This window comes from Bartonella taylorii (assembly GCF_023920105.1).
GTDB lineage: Bacteria > Pseudomonadota > Alphaproteobacteria > Rhizobiales > Rhizobiaceae > Bartonella > Bartonella taylorii.
In genome coordinates, this window is the sequence record NZ_CP083693.1 from 792,340 (window position 1) to 812,074 (window position 19,735).

Here is a 19,735-nt window from a genome sequence, read left to right on the forward strand (position 1 = left end):
ATATCTATTATCTTATTGTTTCATTATGCTTTTTTGCTCCAAATTGGGGAAATAGTTGCATGGCAGCACCAATACAATACATATAAATACCTGTTACTGAGATCCCTATCTTAACCCAATATGGAGCATTAAGCTGATAAAAGAAGGCAACAACACCAAAAGAACACCATAAGAGAAAAATTGGAAAATTAAGCCACCGTAAACGGATGACTCTTACTGGATGGATGAAATAAATTGGTAAAAAAGATATAACTGCTGATAAGACAATAATGGTAAAAGTAATCCACTCTCCTGGATTTACTACAAAAAGCGTGAAAACCATCATATTCCAAACTACAGGAAACCCTTTAAAAAAGTTTTCTTTGGTTTTCATTCCGGTATCTGCATAATAAATAGCTGATGAAATGACAATAATAGCACTCAATAAAAATGACAATCCTGAACCTATCAAACCACTTTGATAAAGCGCAAAAGCTGGAATTAAAACATAAGTTACATAATCAATGATATTATCTAAGAGTTCTCCAGACCATGTTGGAAGTATGTATTTAACATCAAGTTTGCGCGCAATTGGCCCGTCGATACCATCAACGAGAAGTGCAAGCCCAAGCCAACAAAACATAGCAGTCCATTCTTTTTGAGACGCAGATATAAGAGAAAGAAATGCTAAAAATGAACCAGAGGCTGTGAGTAAATGGACAGAAAAGGCTTTTGCTTGTGGCATCGTTACTTTTTTATGGCGCAATAGATCAGTATTTGTTTTGATTTTTTTTGTTAGCTTACGTTTCAAAGTTTTCTTATCCTCGTTTCTAAATTTTTTGTTCATCTACCGACACGCCATTTATCTTATAGTATGATTCATCATAAAAAGGTTATTTTTTTACACTACATTATTTATTACATAATATAATAGAATGGCTTTATATAATAAAAAGGGGTTGTTCATTTAGAGATGTTAAAATATTTGGTAAATGGAAAAAGGCTTAACTAGTTGTGACATTTGAAAAAAATGAGTGTAAGGATATTGCTATCATTGGTGCAGGTCCAGTCGGCATGTTAGCGGCGCTTAGTCTTGCAGATAGGGGTTACTCTGTTTGTCTTATTGGTCCACCTTCTCGCGCAAATGAGTTACGGACAACCGCTCTTATGATGCCAGCAATACGTGTCCTTCAAAACCTCAATATTTGGAATATTATTAAAAATCATGCAGCAGCTTTGTCTTTTATTAGAATCATAGATATAACCTCTAGGATTGTACGTGCTCCTACTGTGAATTTTTCTTCTGCTGAAATTGGTGAGGAAGCTTTCGGTTATAATATCCCTAATATAGAGTTAAACAATGCTTTAGTCCGTTCTGTTACGCATACGCCCAATATTACAAGATTTGTTTCTTCGGCAAAATCTTTTCATCACCAAAAGAGCCATATATCTGTTACTCTTGCAGATGGCAGTGTTATTCAAACTTCGCTTGTTATTGCTGCTGATGGACGTCATTCTCTAACACGAGCAGCAGCTGGAATAGGTGTCAAACAGTGGGATTATTCGCAAATAGCTCTCGTTCTTAATTTTTCTCATGACTTTTCTCATCAAAATACGTCAACTGAATTTCATACAGAAAATGGTCCATTTACACAGGTTCCTCTAACAGGACATAGATCCAGTCTTGTATGGGTTGTTAATCCTCCTCGTGCTGAAGAATTATTGAATATAGATTCAAAAGTAGTTGCAAAAATTATCGAAGAACAGATGCAGTCAATGCTTGGAAAGCTAACACTAGAAACACCAATTCAAGCATGGCCGCTTTCAGGACTTATTTCACATCGTTTTGCTGCAAACCGAACGATTTTAGTGGGTGAAGCAGCCCATGTCTTCCCTCCTATTGGGGCACAAGGATTAAATTTAGGGTTTCGTGATGTTCAAACTTTGGTTGATATTTTACCCAATCAAATATCTGGTTCTAACTCTGAAACAATTGTTGCATATTATAACAAATATCGCAAATCTGATATATTGATCCGGAGTGGGGCTGTTCATATGCTCAACTTTGCTCTCCTTTCTAATATGCTGCCTGTTCATATCATGCGAAGCGTTGGGCTTGGATTATTACGTAATTGCTCACCGTTACGTAATTTATTTATGCGAAAGGGAATGTATCCTAGTTACGGATTCAAAGAAATTATGCAAACACTCCCAACAAAATCGCCTAAACAACATTGATATGATATGGAAAAAATAAAATTTAAATAAGAAACTCATATCTCCTTGAATTTAGACAATAATATGCGTGAAATTTATCGTTATAAGTCTCTTTTTATATCAGTTATGATATGAGTACTGTAAAATTGTATTTCAGAATAATTAAAGATACGTCTAAAGATTATTAAAAAAGGTACTCACGTCACTTTTTTATAAAATAATAAAGAAAAAACAATTTTAATTAACTAACATAATTTTCAAAAAATTGCGTTATTAAGTATAATATTGAAAATAAAATAGTTTTTGGAACTCGTTAGCAATACAAAGGTTAAGAAAGTATCGTTTCGAGAGATGGTGACAAAATGAGATTAAGTAAAATTTTAAAATCAAGTATTTTTTTAATGATAATTATATGTCTCTCGTTTTTCGTCACGGCTTCAATAAGTAAAGTTTTTTATGCCCCTTATTGTCAAGCTTCTACGTATAGCTTCACCAAAGATATCACTAAACCAGGACAAAATTCATTTAATGCTTCGCAAATTAAAAACTGTCTCATGCAAAATGGTTTCACAAATATTAAACGATTGCGTTTAGATGATAAAGGTATTTGGCGCGCTTTAGTAGAATTTAAAAAGTGTTATTTTTTCGTATCAGTTGATTATTCTGGAACAGTGAGCATACAAAATGAAAGAAAAAAATATGATTGATTTTAAAGCTTATAGCAATTTTGCTTCTAATAACTGTAAAAAAACTTTTTTTAAAAAAATCTGTCATTCTATTAAAGAACTCGCTTTTATTGGTAGTTTAAATGGTAGTGTATCAGGAGTAATCGCGGCAGCCCTTGCAGCTTATGGTTATATTTCCCTGCCAGGATTTGGTCCAATTATCACAAGAGGTATAGGTATAGCACTTTTCACCGGAACGATAATTGGTGCAATTATAGGTTCAATAATGGGTGTTTTGGTTGGTACATTTTGTATTTTTATGGGAGATTTATATACATCACGATAGTTATTTTTCTTATAAATTTCATAATGAGTAGAAAATTTGCATTATTTAATTTTGCTTTGAATAGAAATATTTTGCTAAAATAAATATAATCAATTAAGTTATATATTCTGACTTTTATAAAATCTTCGTCATATTATGGATGAATTACTGGCTAAATTATCCGAGCTCCTTATTTAATTTTTCTCACAACACCTTTAAAAAATCTGCTTTTTTAAAAGCATCTCTTTAAAGAAAGATATATGCGATATAACTATTGATCTATAGAATGCATTATTCGTGAGATAAGGCAGATTATTCTGGGTGTGCTAGAGGTGAATAAAGAGAGCTATTTTGAGCTGATAAAGCCTTTTTTTAATCACACTTTTCTCCAAAATGTTCTTTATAAAAGTTGACGAAAGCGAAAAATAATGTTTAATATGTCATTGTTTCTGTATAAAATTATTGAAGGTTATTAAAATAAAAATGTTTTGTATGAATAAGACTGTTTTACCCATACTGTTTTCCTTAGCGTTTCTAAATTACAATACCATTGTATTAGCAAAATCTATGAAAGTTGCGATTTATAAGCTAGAAAACAAAAACACAAAAAAGCCTATTGGCACAATTGAAATTGAAGAAAACATACATGGTTTGATTTTTGTGCCCAATTTATCCACCTTGCCAGAAGGTTTACACGGTTTTCATGTGCATATAAATCCTTCATGTGATACGAAAGATGGTGTAATTGGTGGTGCTGCGGGTGGACATTATGATCCAGAGCATACTAACAAACATCTTGGACCTTATAACGTTAATGGCCACTTTGGTGATTTACCGGCGCTTTATGTTGATGATAAAGGGCACTCAACGATGAGTGTTCTCGCTCCACGAATTAAAAAACTCTCAGAGATTAAAGGGCATTCTTTAATGATTCATTTAGGAGGAGACAATCAATCCGATAAACCATTACCACTTGGCGGAGGTGGTGCTCGTTTAGCATGTGGTATTATTGAAGAGTAAGCCTATCGGAAGTTTTTAAAGTCTATTGATATTTTTGTAAAAGATAAAAAGATAAAAAGGCTTATTTATATTTCTAATATGTAAAAAAGTTAGTAAAACTTCTACTTTCAAGAGATGTGAATGAGCACTTTTCAAAATATAATTAGCAACTTTTACGCTAATAGTGGGCGAATAGTGGGCGAAAAGCGACCAGAGATGAATTAAAAATTTTGAGAATGATAGAAACCTTGAAGTATGATTCTTATGGGGAATGCCCCCAGTCAGATTGGCGAATCTCACCAGTTTGATAGAATTGACGAATGAGTTTAATATATTGAAAGAAATCTTTGTTTTCCTCTAATAATCTATTAGCGGTATCCCAATCGATTTCATTACGCTCTTTTGCAGGAAGCATAATTTGGCTCTCGGAAAAGTTTTCCTTATCAAGTCTTATAAATCCAATTCCATGTAAACTTGAAAGCGTTCTAAGTTCTTTTAACGTATCAATGCCTGAAATCTCACTGGCAACTAGATAACTAAAATTAGCCCATGAAGAATTGCTAACTGTTTGGAAAAATGCTTGTCGTAAATTTGAGCGATTGATGAAAATTTTTACTTCAAAAGACCAAAGTTTTGTCTTTTTATCAAAATATTGCAAAGCACAGTCTTTGATTTCGCGATGCCATTCGCAACTTAAATCTTGCATTCCGACAAGGTCTGGATACAGCCATTTGTTTCCACCAGCACCATTCTTATTACGAGAACGTTTCTCATCAATACGCTTGCTATAAACTTCAAGCTCTGACCATAAAAATTTAGATAATAATGGATAAAGATCATGTTCTTTAACAGAATCATTTATCTTAGAAGTCGTAATGCTCTCTATTTCATCAATTTCAGCTCTATCTGTTGATTGCATGAAATAATACTGCCGTGGACGCCCTTCAGTGGTTTTGATTTCGGGATGATGTTTTTGCAATTGTGGACGTAAAGCTCCTATTTCAGCAACAATTTGCTGAATAAGAGCCATATCGCTATTAAGAAGCTTGATTGTTGCGTTTGAACGCTTTTGCTTTTTATGACAGGCTTCCGGATAATTTTCGAATACCCATTGAGCAATTTCTCGGGCTGTAAATTTTTTTGTCGGGTTTTGTTTTAAAAAACTAAAAGTAGTGTTTATTAAATCCAGAGTCATACGTAAAACTATCCATTTTATCCTCTACTTACATTTATTCCATTGTATACAGATTTTACAAGGGAAAGAACAATAATAGTTTATTATATATTTATATGAAATAAACTGAATTATTTTTTCTTTTATTTTTCAATAATTTAAATTGAAAAGATAAAATATAAAACAAAATTAAAGAATTATATTATCTTAGCATCCATAAATTAAAAAAATTATTTACTCTAATCTATCGCTTGAAATGGTAAATTCTGCACACAAACCTTCAAAACTACTATTTACCTTAATAGCATCATGTGGAATAAGAACATAATGCCATGGCTTTCCACCATGAGTAATAGCATAATTGGCCGCATGACAACACCATTGAACTGCTGCGTTTCTTTTTTTCAAAACAATAGAATTTTGTATTTCGGAAGCTTTTTTGGGCTCACAAAGATATTTTGCATCCTTCGTTTCTACAACAAAGTCCGGTTCATAGCTTGATCCTTTATCGTATTCTATTTTTAAAAAACCTCGAGCAGGTTTCATCCATTTCAATACTTGTATATCATCTTCTAATATTTGGGCAAACCGTAATTCCCCCTCTACGGAATCAAATTTTTGCAAAGGATAACAGCATTTTGTAAAGCCCCCGAATACAAGCGTTCTAATGTCGCTTTTAATAGAAGGAATACAACGAAAATCAACGGGAGATGAGCCTTGTGGTAGAGTGTAGTGAATAGGCAGTAAGGTTGTAAACCCTCTTGTAACTCTAACCTCATAATCCCGCTGTGTTTCCCACTGATGTGACTTTAATTGAGCAACTATAAAAGCAGTAAGTTGATGCTGGTAGTGAATCAAAACATTCTCAACGGCATCATCATTTGGTAAATAAGATTGGAAATGCTGCACCAACTGGCCTGCCAATTTTCGTAATAATGGTGTATGGTTGTCATAATCTATAAAGTCATTATCAATTAAACCACGAATGATATAATTTTCAAGATGAGGCTCTTTGAGATACTCATTTTCAGAGGTAAGAAAAATGCTTTTATGTGTGCGTAATTCTCTAATTAAAATCTCTTTACTCACAGGTTGCAAATTTAAACTTTCTAGATTTTCCAAATCAAAATCAGAAAAGCCATAAGTAACGTCACCAGAGGGAATAAGCACAATATTAGGAATATCTATTATAAACTCTGCTAAATTTTTTGTTAGGTCTGCAACCACCTTTGGTACCAACGCCTCAGCCTCTACCTTTGTGGTATCAGAAATAAGAGCATCCTTTGATGCGCGCATGGTTGTTATAACTTCGTTACTGATTTTTTCTTGTATGTCAGTGAAGCAAAATGATAGAGAACTCGGTAAATTTTCATATCCTTTAATAACATTCCACGCAATATCAGAAATTTTTTTCTCTTCGGGAGTGAATATAGATTGGGCCGTATTATGTAACATGACATCTTGTAAATCAGATACTCCGTTTATATTGGAATGACGTGTTACCATCGCATTTGTAGATTCTATTTCTGCACGACTTGGTACTGTCAGTATATCTGATTTTTCAAATGATATATCACCCCCCATTCCAATCTCAATATGCTTTTTAATAATTGAGTTTGGATCATTGGCACGATCAATAATATCTTGGAAACGGTCATGTGCAATGATTGTTAAACGGTCAATAGCTTCTATGCCAGTTTTACGACCATAAGGCAAACGCAATCCACGACCTATTGTTTGCTCAGTTAAAATTTCTGAAGCAGATGCACGCAACGGCACGATGGTATAAAGATTGGTTACATCCCATCCCTCCTTCAATTTATTAACATGAATAACAATTTCCGTTGACTCATTTGGATCCTCAATCGCAATGAGTTTTTGAATGTTTTTATCTTCTTCTGTATTCGACTGTTTTGAATGAATTTCTATAACCTTTCCCTTATAGGCACCTGCAAAAAAATCATCTGACTCTAGTAAGTTACGTAGTTCTTGCGCATGCTCTGTATCTTGAGCTACAACTAAAACAAAAGGCTTAACGAGTTTCTTTTTATAATCGCTAGCATAGATAACTAAATCTGCTTTTACTTTTTCGTGCGTATGAATTGCATCTTGTAGTTTAATATACTCTAATTGTTCGGGCGTATAGTTTTTCGGTTGAAAGTCTTTACGTGTAGCAACAGCTGGCTCTTTCACGAACCCATCTCTCATAGCCTCTGCAAGTGAATAGCCGTAAATGACGTTTTTAAAATCTACTGGTTTTGTACCTATTGTTTTCGGTGTCGCTGTAAGTTCTATGCCTAAAACAGGTTTTAACTCATTAATGGCCGAAACGCCCGCAGATGCACGATAACGGTGCGCTTCATCCATCAACAAAACTAAATCAGGAAGATTTGCGAGATAATCGAAATAACTTTCTCCAATAGTTTCTTGCAAGCGTTTAATTCGCGGGATACTGGATTTTATAGCTCCTTTTTTATTATCTGTTGTGTTAATTTTGGAAATATTAAAAATATTGATGAAAGCAGTATTCCTATCCTCAAACAAACGCTGTTGCCCATAAAATTGCTGTGCATCAGAGCAGACTCCTTTACCACTTTCATAATCTTCACCCGTAACAATTACCGGTCTGTTTGCAACAAATTCACTCATTCCACTAAATACATATTTCGGACTTTGAGGATTAAAATCCTGTTTTAATTTTTCATAAATAGTCAAATTTGGTGCCAAGATAAAAAAATGGCGACTGTGACCTGTTAAATAAAGATAACTGATAAAAGCACCCATCAGTCGTGTTTTTCCGACTCCCGTAGCTAAGGCAAAACAAAAAGAAGGAAAATCGCGTTCAAAATCTTGTACAGAAGGATAGAGATTTTTGATCACTTCCAGATCCGCAACTAAATCAGCATTTTTAGAAAGTTTGATATTATCTAAAATTCGCACCAAAATATTTAAGGCTTCATGTTGAGGATAGCGCAACGATAAGCGAGCAGAAATCCTTTTTGCAATAGCGTTCATGAAAAACTCCGCTTTTTACTCTTTATCCAAATAAATCTAATTCTGCTTGCGCGGTATCTTTATCTTTTGGGGATTCTTTTACTACAGCCATTGGCTCAAGATTCGCTACATTTAAACTGTAATCATCCCTCCCCCACTCACACTTTTCTAATACAGCGCGGGGTATTTTGGTAAGTGTTAGATTCTCAAAAGATTCTGACTTCGTATCAAAGGCTGAGCAACAAATAAGCAAAGTACGCTGAGATCCTACCTCTTCACTGATAACACGTAGTTGTTCATGCGTCATTGCATTTGTTGTTACATAAATATAATCCGTTTCAGTTGAATAACCTTGCATCCAATAATGGTTTTCATCAGGTGCATAGGTAAATCCCATATGTTTGCACATAGCTTCTGAAAGCATGGCAGCATTATATTCGCGACTAATAATCCATTGTCCCCATGGATCTTGTTGCAACAGAGAAGGTGCAAGACGGTAATAGCGGAACCCACCACCACCTTGCCAATTTATATTTTTAGAAATACCACCTTGATCAGTACCATCGATTACTTGTTTTAAACGAGGGATAATGTGGGTATGGCAATGTTCCCCAAGTTCAACCATAATCCACTTGCGCCCCATTTTATGTGCAACCGCACCGGTAGTGCCAGAACCGGCAAAGGAATCTAAGACAAGATCACCAGGATTGGTAGAAATAGTTAAAATTCGTTCTACCAACCGTTCCGGCTTAGGCGTTGAAAAAACATTCTCAGGGTTAAATTGCTTAACTTCTTTTTTTGCATCTTGATTGTGTCCTACTTCTTCTTTTAGCCAAACCGTAATGGGCACTAAACCATCTTGTACTTCTGTTCTAAAACGTTTATAGCGTGGTATATTATTACCGTCTTGTCCAAAATAAATTCTATTATCTGTAATTAGCTCTTTCATTTTTTTCTTACTAAAACGCCAGCTCGTCCCTGCTGGAGGCATTACTTTACGACCAGATGGCGTGATAATTTCATATATATCTTTTAGATTTGGAGTTTTAACATGACATGGACCTGATGCCCAAACCCCACGGGGATCATTATCGGGATTAGTATAACTTTTGCTATTATTATCAGCGCGTGGAAGAAGATTTCTTGTCCAAGAATCTTTATTTTTAGTAAAAATTAATATATGATCATGGTTGTCACTAAGCCATCGGCTATCATTGGAGCGTGTATGTTTTTTTTGCCATATAACATTTGCAACGAAATTTTTGCGTCCAAAAATTTCATCGCACATTACTTTAGCGTAATGTGACTCACTATCATCAAGATTAATCCAGATACTCCCATCTTCTGCAAGTAAATGATGTAACAGCTCTAACCTATCCCTCATAAGACTTAGCCATATGGAATGTTCTAAACCATCTTCATAATGCTCAAAAACATTGCCCGTATTATAAGGTGGGTCGATATAGACACATTTTACTTTGCCTGTATACTCTCGTTCAAGCGCTTTGAGTGCGAGTAAATTGTCACCAAAAATGAGTTTATTATCAAAAATATCCTGATCAGACACTTGATGTGATGCATGATAAGATTTTTCAGGATCTTCCAATAAAATACGAGGCTCCAGTTTTGGACGTCTTTCTTTTCCAATCCAAGTGAGTTCTAATTTTTGTTTATTATAACGCATATAATCGTTCTAAAATAAAAATACTTATGAAAAATAAATAACGTATTTGTGAATAGTACTTTAGTACCATCCTACAGCAACTTGTGCTTCTTCTGACATACAGTCAGGTGTCCAAGGCGGATCAAAAGTCATGGTGACTTCAACATGCGAAACACCTTCAACTGCGCTTACAGCATTTTCTACCCAGCCTGGCATTTCACCTGCAACGGGACATCCTGGTGCTGTGAGTGTCATTTCAATTTTTACTGAACGATCATCTTCAATATCAATACGATAAATCAATCCTAGCTCATAAATATCAGCAGGAATTTCCGGATCATAAACTGTTTTAAGAGCAGCAATAATATCATTGGTCATACGATCAATTTCATCTGCCGGAATTATTGATATGTAAGATTTTTTATTTTCCCTTACAGTTTCAACAGATTCTGTAGAATGATGCTCTTCAATTGATTTAGCCATTAAAAAATGTCCTTGCTTTTTCTAATGCTTCGACTAACTGGTCAATGTCTTCATGATTACTATACATGGCTAATGATGCACGACAAGCAGATATTAAACCAAAATGTTGTAATAAAGGTTGTGCACAATGCGTTCCTGCACGTATAGCAACACCCTGCCTATCAATAAACATAGCGATATCATGCGCATGAATGCCTTTTATTTCAAAAGATATAATAGTGCCTTTATGAGGAGAACGGCCGTAAATACACAATGATTTAACCGTTTCAAGTCTTTCATGTGCATAGGATAAAAGTGCTGTTTCATGTGCATGAATAGCATTTCTATCTTTTTTCTGTATATAATCAATAGCAGCAGCTAATCCAATGGCTTCAGCTATGGGAGGAGTGCCCGCTTCAAAGCGATAGGGGGGAGCATTATAAAAAACCTTATCAATAGTTACATCCTCAATCATTTCCCCTCCCCCTTGAAAAGGATGCATTTCCTCTAGCCTATATTCTTTACCATAAAGAACGCCAATACCTGTAGGACCATAAAGCTTATGTCCCGTAAAGACGTACCAGTCACAATCAAGGTTTTGCACATCAACTGTTAAATGTACAGCAGCCTGAGAACCATCAACAAGAACAGGAATACCATTTTGGTGTGCTATCTTAACAATTTCTTTAACAGGAGTAATAGTTCCCAATATATTGGACATATGCGTAATAGCAACAAGCTTCGTTCTATCAGTTAAAGCCTTTGTAAAATCTTCAATATGTAAGATACCATTCTCATCCACTGGTACAAACACAAGTTTAACACCTTTTTGTTCACGAATAAAATGCCAAGGAATAATATTGGAATGATGTTCCATAATAGTGAGAACAATTTCATCACCTTTATTTAATTTTGACATCCCCCAACCATAAGCAACGGTGTTAATAGCTTCTGTCGCACTTTTCGTAAAAACAATTTCTTTCACGGTTTGAGCATTTAAAAAAGCACGAACTGTTTCGCGCGCATTTTCATAAGATTGTGTTGCCGCATTCGATAAAAAATGTATTCCTCGATGCACATTTGCATAACGAGATTGATAGAAATTATTCATCGCATCAAGCACAGCTTGCGGCTTTTGAGCAGATGCACCACTATCAAGATAAGCCAATCGCTTACCATAAACACTATGGTGCAAAAGAGGAAAATCATGCCGAATTGCTTCTACATCATAATTTAATGTTTGTACGTTATTTCCCATTTTGTACCTTAAACATTTTTTTCTAACCACGTACTAATAATATTTTCCAAAATAGTTTGAATATTATCCTGCTTAATGTCTTCAATAAGCTCGAAGACAAATCCTTTAATTAAAAGTGCACAAGCTGCTTTAAAAGGAATACCGCGCGCCATGAGATAAAAGAGATGATCATGATTAATGTTGGCAACTGTCGCACCATGACCACATGCCACATCATCAGCAAAAATTTCTAATTCAGGTTTTGCATTAAATTCTGCATCTTCTGAAAGAATAAGACTATTACAAGCCATGCGCGCATCTGTTTTTTGCGCTTTTTGAGCAACGCGTATTATTCCTTGAAAAACACCAACTGCTTTATCCGTAACCACATTGCGTATAATTTCGGTTGAGGTTGATTTTTCTTCAACATGACGAACGTTCATTGTAAGATCGCTATGCGTTTGCCCAGATAGCAAATTTATTGCTCGTAATTGAAAATCAGCCTCTTCTCCCTGTAATTCAATATCAATTTCGTGTCGATTAAGTTGACTACCTATATTAATCACATAAAGCGATAATTTAGCTCCTTGGCCAAGAACCGCACGAAATCTCCCAAACTGTGTAGAACTGAAACCACGATTTCGAATAATTATCCATGTAATATCACTATAAGCCGCAATGTCTAAAGAAAATATCGAACTGACAAAGGTATCTTTATCATTGCCAATCTGATGTTCAACAAACACAGCTTGACTGTTTTTATCAATTTTTATGTCTGAAAAAATATGGGATTGCCCACCCATTTGAATATTTTGTAATTCGATGGGAACAGTTAACTTCGTATTTTCAGGAATGTGAAAAAGCCAACCATCCGTAACAAAAGCTGTATTTAATTGTCCAATAAAATCTTCATTAGAAATAATTTGATCTATCTTTACAGAATTTTCTTTTAATGCATCTGCAAGACGTTCTACTGTAATACTTTTCATGTTTGACGCTGTAGATGTTTTTCCGTTCTTAATAGAAAAAACAATTCCTTCTGGAAATAAGGGATCAACAAATTTCCCATCATTTACTTCTGAAAAATTACTAACAGATTTCAATAACGTGCGAAGATTCGTATAGTGCCAACTTTCGATTTTACGTGAAGGAAGCTGAGTATTTTGAAACAATTCAATAGCTTTCTTACGGACTGCCCGCACCGCCCTATCGCCGGGTAAATTGCTTATAAATTGGTTGAAATTATTGAGTATATCTTTTTCAACCTCTAACAATTCTTGCTGTGCGTTCACGCTCATATTCAATGACCTCAAGCCGCTTCATGGATAATATCAGCATATCCATTTTGTTCTAAATAAAGTGCTAACGATTTATCGCCGCTTTTAATAATGCGTCCTTTATAAAGAACATGTACCGTATCAGGGATAATATAATTAAGCAGGCGTTGATAATGAGTAATAACCAAGAATGAACGCTTCGAATCCCGAAGTTTATTAACACCATCTGCAACAATTTTTAACGCATCAATATCTAGACCAGAATCTGTTTCGTCTAAAACACAAAGTTTAGGTTCAAGAAGCGCCATTTGTAGAATTTCAGCTCTTTTTTTTTCTCCACCTGAAAAACCTACATTTAATGGACGCTTTAGCATGTTCATATCTATTTCAAGTTTTGAAGAAATCTCTTTAACATATTTTATAAATTCAGGAATTTTAAGCTCTTCATCACCACGCACCTTGCGTTGAGAATTCATCGCAACTTTTAAAAACTCCATCGTTGCTACTCCAGGTATTTCCATTGGATATTGAAATGCAAGAAAAATACCATATGCCGCACGTTCTGCTGGATCCATATCTAAAATGGATTGTCCATTATAAAAAATATCACCTTCTATCACTTCATAATCATCACGACCAGCAAGCAAATAAGACAAAGTCGATTTTCCAGCTCCATTTTGTCCCATGATCGCAGCAACTTCACCATCTTGAATCGTCAAATTTAAACCGCGAATAACTTCTGTATCGGTCCCAACAATCCGGGCACGTAAATTTTTTATCTCTAACATAATTAAATCCTGTTTTGGCTGTTTTACGTTAAGTACGCTCTTAAACAATTACCCAACGCTACCTTCGAGGCTGATACCAATGAGTTTTTGTGCTTCAACAGCAAATTCCATTGGAAGTTTTTGAATAACTTCTTTCACAAAACCATTCACAATTAACGCTATTGCTTCTTCCTCAGGAATTCCCCGCTGCATAACATAAAAAAGCTGATCATCAGAAATTTTTGATGTCGTCGCTTCATGTTCAAATTGTGCTGTCGCATTTTTTGCTTCAATATAAGGCACTGTATGGGCACCACAATCATTACCAATTAATAAACTATCACATTGCGTAAAATTACGCGCATTCTGCGCTTTTCGATGTGCTGTAACTTGCCCTCGATATGTGTTATTTGAAAAACCAGCGGAAATACCTTTAGAAACAATACGACTTGATGTATTTTTTCCCAAATGAATCATTTTGGTACCAGAATCAATCTGTTGATAACCATTTGCAACGGCAATGGAATAAAACTCCCCACGTGAATTATCACCACGCAATAAACAAGATGGATATTTCCAAGTAATTGCAGAACCAGTTTCAACTTGTGTCCATGAAATCTTAGAATTATCTCCTCGACAATCTCCTCGCTTCGTCACAAAATTATAAATACCGCCCTTACCTTCTTTGTCACCAGGATACCAATTTTGTACTGTGGAGTATTTGATTTCTGCATTTTTTAGCGCAATAAGTTCAACAACAGCAGCGTGAAGTTGGTTTTCATCACGTTGAGGTGCTGTGCAACCCTCAAGATAAGAAACGTAAGAATCGTCATCGGCAATAATCAGTGTTCTTTCAAACTGGCCCGTGTTACGCTCATTAATCCTAAAATAGGTTGAAAGTTCCATGGGGCAGTGAACCCCTTTTGGGATATAAACAAATGAACCATCTGTAAAAACAGCTGCATTTAAGGCAGCATAATAATTATCACCCGCTGGTACAACTGCTCCTAAATATTCCTTAATAAGATCAGGATGTTCTATAATTGCTTCTGAAATAGAGCAAAAAATAACGCCAGAACGTGCCAACTCTTTTTTAAATGTTGTCACAACAGAAACAGAGTCAAAGACCGCATCAACAGCTACTTGTCCTGATGTATAAATACTATCATCAAAAGTAGAGGGATCAGATTGTTTTCTTACTCCTGCCAAAATTTCTTGCTCCTTGAGAGGAATGCCCAGTTTTTCATAGGTTGCCAACAATTCTGGATCTACTTCATCTAAAGATTTTGGTCCTGTATGATTTTTAGGAGCGGCGTAATAATAAAGCTCTTGAAAATCAATTTTGGGATATTCAATACGTGCCCAATCGGGCTCTTGCATTGTCAACCAACGGTGAAAAGCTTGTAAACGCCATGTCAACATCCATTCAGGTTCACCTTTTTTAGCAGAAATAAATCTGATAATATTTTCATCTAAACCTTTGGGAGCTTTATCTGTTTCAATATTGGTTTCAAAACCATATTTATATTGATCAACATCTATTTCACGTACTTGGCGTATTGTTTCTTGTACTGCCGGCATAAACTTTCTCCATTTTTTGGCATCAAGAACCGGTGACTAAAAGTCTTGTTTTTTCACAAGATTAAAGTGAGCAATTCATTCTCTAGGCTATATGCAAAGTGGGAAAATCTCAATCAAGCTTATTTTCAAAATAATTCTAATTTATTAAGTATCAAATGATAAATTATACTCTTTATCTATTACTGATAATTTGAGAAAAAAACAATAGAAAATCATCAATATCTTTAGACGTTGTGCACCGTCCTATTGAAATGCGAATTGCTCCATTTGGTACATGATGCCCCATTGCTTCCAAAACTTTGCTTTGTTTTACTTTTCCCGAAGAACAAGCAGAACCAGCAGATACAGAAAACCCAGCCAAATCAAAACCAATTTGCAGAGTTTCAGCTTTTATATTGCACACAGTGAAATAAGTTGTGTTTGGCAAACGCTGAACTCTTTTGCCAAAAATTTCAACATCACTACGCATTTTCTGTATTCCATCTTCTAATTTATTACGTAAACACATTAGCTGCTTTATCTCTTCTTGGGTGAAACAATCAGCCATCGCTGCTCCAAAAGCAGCAATAAGCGGTAATGCTTCTGTTCCTCCACGTAAACCTTTTTCTTGCCCTCCTCCCACAATAAGAGGATGTGGCATCAAAAGGTTCCCACATGAAACAAAAGCACCTACTCCTTTAGGTCCGCCAATTTTATGCGCAGATAGTATAAAAAAATCCCCTCCCATCTGATTAATATCAACAAAACTTTTGTCTACATATTGTGTCAAGTCAACAATAAGAATGCCTCCAGAATCCCGAACAATAGTAGCTATTTCTTTTACTTGTTGAATAACACCAGTTTCACCATTTGCAGCTTGAATAGCAACAAGAGGTAGGCCTTTTGTTTTATCGTGAACCCGTAAGAGAGAGGTTAATTTATCTTGTTGAATGAGACCATCTTGATCAACAGCAACCGTGCTGATGCATTCTTTAGAAAAACGTCCCCCTTCTGCAACAGATGGATGTTCAGTAGCGCCAATGTAAAGATGAGAAAATTGAACTTTAGAGCTCCCCATGTTATAAAAAGGTGTTAATAAAGTCATCGCTGCTTCACTCGCACCAGATGTAAATACAACATGATCTGGATGTGTGTGGAGATTTTTAGCGATTTGTCGACGCGCTTTTTGTAATAAAGCTTTAGCAGCACGTCCTTCTGCATGAACAGATGACGGATTACCAAAGATCTCTAAGGCTTCCAGTAATGCCACCCGTGCAGTTTTCTTGAGCGGTGTTGTCGCATTATGATCAAAATATCGGCGTCTTACAACCATTTTACATAACAATCATTCATCTTATGCATTGATTAAAAAAATAGTGCAATTTTCTTGAAAAATGCACTTAAAAAAGAATATTTAGTGATTAACTAAGAGATTCTATGGTAAAAGTCGACTAAGGTCAATAAGAGCCTTTATAGCATTTAAGGAGCATTTAATGCCAGAAATTATTTTTAATGGTCCTGCAGGTCGGCTGGAAGGACGTTATCAACCTTCACAACAAAGAAATGCACCAATTGCGATTATTTTACATCCTCATCCCCAATTTGGTGGAACAATGAACAACAAAATTGTTTATGATCTCTTTTACATGTTCCAACAACGTGGCTTTACGACATTACGTTTTAACTTTCGTGGTATTGGTCGTAGCCAAGGCGAATTTGATTATGGAATAGGAGAACTTTCAGATGCTGCGGCTGCACTCGATTGGGTGCAAACACAGCACCCTGATTCTAAAAATTGCTGGGTGGCAGGATATTCATTTGGTGCTTGGATTGGTATGCAGCTTTTAATGCGCCGACCGGAAATAGAGGGCTTTATATCTGTTGCTCCTCAACCTAATGTTTACGATTTTTCATTTCTTGCCCCTTGCCCTTCCTCTGGGCTTATTATTCACGGCGATATCGATAAAGTTGCTCCCCCAAAAGATGTACAAACGCTTGTAGATAAATTAAAAACACAAAAAGGTATTACCATTACACAAGAAATACTAGAAGGTGCTAATCACTTTTTTAGCGGGCGCAATCAAGAGCTTATTGAACGATGCGCACAATATTTAGACAATCATATTATAGGTGAATTCCTCACTCCTCCCCCTGAAATACTTTCACTTACTTAAAAGCGCTAGAAATTTATAAAAAATGAAAAAAGCCTTTCTGATAAGAAGGTGCCTTCTTGTTTTTTACACTGTTTTCTAGCTTTTATATCCCCACATGCATTTAAGAAGAAAAACAGTACCTTCTCTCTCAATGAGAAGAATGTTTCCCTAAAATATACAAGCAAAATAGTAATCTTTCATTGCCAATATTTCCTGTCTCTTGTGAGATACTCATTATTTATGGTAGAGAGAGTGCACTAACGACCCATTATATAAACGAATGCAATATTAGTCAGGAAATAAAATTCGTGCTTGCCTTTAAATCTGATTTTTTACACATTATGAGCGAACGTGGCTTTATTCACCAAATTTCGGATGAAAAAGGCTTAGATGATCTTTTTTCAAAAGAAGTTGTAAGCGCTTATATTGGATTTGATCCTACAGCATCAAGTCTACATGCCGGAAGTCTTCTTCAAATTATGATGCTTTATTGGTTACAAAAAACCGGACATCGCCCCATTGCTTTGATGGGTGGAGGAACAGGGTTGATCGGCGATCCTTCTTTCAAAGATGAAACGCGACAACTTCTGACACAAGATGATATTGCTTCAAACATCGCTAGTATTAAAAAGGTATTTGCTCACTATTTAACCTTTGGTGATAAAAATAACGATGCATGCATTGTCAATAATGCTGAATGGTTATGCAATTTGAACTACTTAGAATTTTTGCGTGATGTAGGAAAACATTTTTCAGTCAACCGTATGTTGTCGTTTGATTCTGTCAAGCTGAGACTTGAACGTGAACATTCTTTGTCATTCTTAGAGTTTAATTATATGATCCTACAAGCTTATGATTTTGTTGAACTTTATAAGCGCTATGGTCTTCGTATGCAAATGGGTGGCTCTGATCAATGGGGCAATATTATCAACGGAATTGAGTTAGGACATAGGTTAGGAACAATGCAATTATATGCATTAACTTCACCATTGCTGACAACTTCTTCCGGTGCAAAAATGGGTAAGTCATTGAATGGTGCCGTATGGCTTAATGCAGACATGCTTTCGCCTTATCAATTTTGGCAATATTGGCGCAACACAGAAGATGCTGATGTTATACGATTTTTAAAGCTTTATACCACATTGCCAATGGATGAGATTCTTAAGCTTTCTACATTGCAAGGGACTGAAATTAACGAAGCAAAGAAAATTCTTGCAACAGAAATTACAGCAATGTTGCATGGACGTAATCTTGCAGAAGCAGCAGCAGAAACCGCTCGTAAAACTTTTGAAGAAAAAGCACACGGGGAAAATCTTCCAACTGTTGATATTAATACAGCAAAATTAAAAACAGGTGTTGGCTTACTAACTCTTTTAGTACAAGCAGGATTAGCCAAATCTAACAGTGAAGCGCGCCGACATGTTCAAGGCGGAAGTGTGCGTATCAATGATAAAATCATTGAAGATGAAACACATCTTGTTTTTGAAGAAGATGTCAACATATCAGGAATGATTAAACTTTCCTTCGGTAAGAAAAAACACGTGATACTGAAACCAGTATAATTCTTTGTCTTCTTTCTCTAATTTTTATGTTCTTTTGTTACGTGATAATATCTTGATGCTTATGACTTTTCACACGAACTTTCTTTTCTCAATTCAACCTTTATGATATAAAGTTGAAGAGTGACTTCTTCTCCGTATTTTTATACGCAATGCTTACGAAAAAAAGAAAGACAAAAAATGACAAGATTGATGAAAGGCTCCTCTGCTCCTAATTTTGATTTACCACGCGATGGTGGAGGGAAATTATGTCTTTCTGATCTTCAAGGAAAAATCGTTGTTTTATATTTTTATCCGAAGGACGATACTAGTGGGTGCACGAGTGAAGCGATTGATTTTACCAGATTGAAAAAAAAATTTGATGAAATCGGAGTTGTTATTATTGGAATATCTCCAGATAGTATTCGAAAACATGATAAATTCAAAACAAAACACGCGCTTGATATCATCCTTGTTTCCGATGAAGAAAAAACGACACTTGAGGCTTACGGTGTTTGGGTTGAAAAAAGCATGTATGGGCGCAAATATATGGGTGTTGAACGAAGCACTTTTCTGATTGATACAACTGGAAAAATAGCAGAAGAATGGCGTAAAGTTAGCGTACCTAGACATGCCGAAGAGGTGTTAGCTGCTGCTGCGCTTTTACATCGTAATGATTTATAAGTTTTGTTATTCGAGCGGCTATAAGGCGTAAGAACCACCCT

The 19,735-nt window shown here is 35.5% G+C and carries 17 protein-coding genes; 7 read left to right on the forward strand and 10 right to left on the reverse strand.

The window, feature by feature from the left end:
• Nucleotides 1–7: 7 nt before the first annotated feature.
• A complete protein-coding gene (gene pcsA / locus LBE40_RS03570; RefSeq protein ID WP_004859976.1) occupies nucleotides 8–826 on the reverse strand; it encodes a phosphatidylcholine synthase in 819 nt (272 codons plus the stop codon).
• 167 nt (nucleotides 827–993) lie between these two features.
• Between pcsA and LBE40_RS03575 the strand changes: the two genes are divergently transcribed.
• The 4 genes from LBE40_RS03575 to sodC all read left to right on the forward strand — a co-directional run bounded on the left by LBE40_RS03575 (nucleotide 994) and on the right by sodC (nucleotide 4,206).
• Entirely contained in the window at nucleotides 994–2,217 is a 1,224-nt protein-coding gene (locus tag LBE40_RS03575; protein WP_004859978.1) for a UbiH/UbiF family hydroxylase, read from the forward strand.
• Between the two features lie 341 nt (nucleotides 2,218–2,558).
• On the forward strand, nucleotides 2,559–2,903 hold the full coding sequence (locus LBE40_RS03580; RefSeq protein ID WP_004859980.1) for a hypothetical protein: 345 nt from the start codon (nucleotides 2,559–2,561) through the stop codon (nucleotides 2,901–2,903).
• A complete protein-coding gene (locus LBE40_RS03585; protein WP_004859981.1) occupies nucleotides 2,881–3,207 on the forward strand; it encodes a hypothetical protein in 327 nt (108 codons plus the stop codon). Before LBE40_RS03580 ends, LBE40_RS03585 begins: the two co-directional genes overlap by 23 nt.
• 462 nt (nucleotides 3,208–3,669) lie before the next feature.
• Nucleotides 3,670–4,206 carry a superoxide dismutase family protein gene (sodC, locus tag LBE40_RS03590; protein ID WP_004859983.1) on the forward strand — a complete coding sequence of 179 codons (537 nt, stop codon included), beginning with the start codon at nucleotides 3,670–3,672 and terminating at the stop codon, nucleotides 4,204–4,206.
• Nucleotides 4,207–4,447: 241 nt separating this feature from the next.
• On the opposite strand, the gene LBE40_RS03595 is transcribed toward sodC, so the two are convergent.
• From LBE40_RS03595 to LBE40_RS03635, 9 genes are all read right to left on the reverse strand, one after another.
• Entirely contained in the window at nucleotides 4,448–5,380 is a 933-nt protein-coding gene (locus tag LBE40_RS03595) for a COG2958 family protein (RefSeq protein ID WP_004859985.1), read from the reverse strand.
• A gap of 213 nt (nucleotides 5,381–5,593) precedes the next feature.
• Complete coding sequence (locus LBE40_RS03600) at nucleotides 5,594–8,374, reverse strand: DEAD/DEAH box helicase (protein WP_004859986.1); 2,781 nt, start codon at nucleotides 8,372–8,374, stop codon at nucleotides 5,594–5,596.
• Nucleotides 8,375–8,396: 22 nt separating this feature from the next.
• Nucleotides 8,397–10,037 carry a site-specific DNA-methyltransferase gene (locus LBE40_RS03605; RefSeq protein WP_004859989.1) on the reverse strand — a complete coding sequence of 547 codons (1,641 nt, stop codon included), beginning with the start codon at nucleotides 10,035–10,037 and terminating at the stop codon, nucleotides 8,397–8,399.
• Nucleotides 10,038–10,097: 60 nt separating this feature from the next.
• Entirely contained in the window at nucleotides 10,098–10,499 is a 402-nt protein-coding gene (locus tag LBE40_RS03610) for an SUF system Fe-S cluster assembly protein (protein ID WP_004859990.1), read from the reverse strand.
• On the reverse strand, nucleotides 10,492–11,736 hold the full coding sequence (locus LBE40_RS03615; RefSeq protein ID WP_004859992.1) for an aminotransferase class V-fold PLP-dependent enzyme: 1,245 nt from the start codon (nucleotides 11,734–11,736) through the stop codon (nucleotides 10,492–10,494). The genes LBE40_RS03610 and LBE40_RS03615 overlap by 8 nt, the downstream gene beginning before the upstream one ends.
• Nucleotides 11,737–11,744: 8 nt before the next feature.
• Nucleotides 11,745–13,013 (reverse strand): Fe-S cluster assembly protein SufD, encoded by a 1,269-nt coding sequence (gene sufD / locus LBE40_RS03620; RefSeq protein WP_004859993.1) that lies wholly within the window; start codon nucleotides 13,011–13,013, stop codon nucleotides 11,745–11,747.
• An 11-nt stretch (nucleotides 13,014–13,024) separates the two neighbouring features.
• Nucleotides 13,025–13,780, reverse strand: a complete 756-nt coding sequence (gene sufC / locus LBE40_RS03625) for a Fe-S cluster assembly ATPase SufC (protein ID WP_004859995.1) — start codon at nucleotides 13,778–13,780, stop codon at nucleotides 13,025–13,027.
• Nucleotides 13,781–13,828: 48 nt separating this feature from the next.
• Nucleotides 13,829–15,340, reverse strand: coding sequence for a Fe-S cluster assembly protein SufB (sufB, locus tag LBE40_RS03630; RefSeq protein WP_004859998.1), 1,512 nt, complete (start codon nucleotides 15,338–15,340; stop codon nucleotides 13,829–13,831).
• Nucleotides 15,341–15,512: 172 nt separating this feature from the next.
• On the reverse strand, nucleotides 15,513–16,652 hold the full coding sequence (locus LBE40_RS03635) for a cysteine desulfurase family protein (protein ID WP_004860000.1): 1,140 nt from the start codon (nucleotides 16,650–16,652) through the stop codon (nucleotides 15,513–15,515).
• Between the two features lie 160 nt (nucleotides 16,653–16,812).
• Here LBE40_RS03635 and LBE40_RS03640 point away from each other — a divergent pair, with 160 nt between their 5' ends.
• From LBE40_RS03640 to LBE40_RS03650, 3 genes are all read left to right on the forward strand, one after another.
• Nucleotides 16,813–17,493 (forward strand): alpha/beta hydrolase, encoded by a 681-nt coding sequence (locus LBE40_RS03640; protein ID WP_004860002.1) that lies wholly within the window; start codon nucleotides 16,813–16,815, stop codon nucleotides 17,491–17,493.
• A 287-nt stretch (nucleotides 17,494–17,780) separates the two neighbouring features.
• Nucleotides 17,781–19,034: a tyrosine--tRNA ligase gene (tyrS, locus tag LBE40_RS03645; protein ID WP_004860004.1), complete on the forward strand. Its 1,254-nt coding sequence runs from the start codon at nucleotides 17,781–17,783 to the stop codon at nucleotides 19,032–19,034.
• A gap of 177 nt (nucleotides 19,035–19,211) precedes the next feature.
• Nucleotides 19,212–19,694: a peroxiredoxin gene (locus tag LBE40_RS03650; protein WP_040296999.1), complete on the forward strand. Its 483-nt coding sequence runs from the start codon at nucleotides 19,212–19,214 to the stop codon at nucleotides 19,692–19,694.
• Nucleotides 19,695–19,735: the final 41 nt, after the last annotated feature.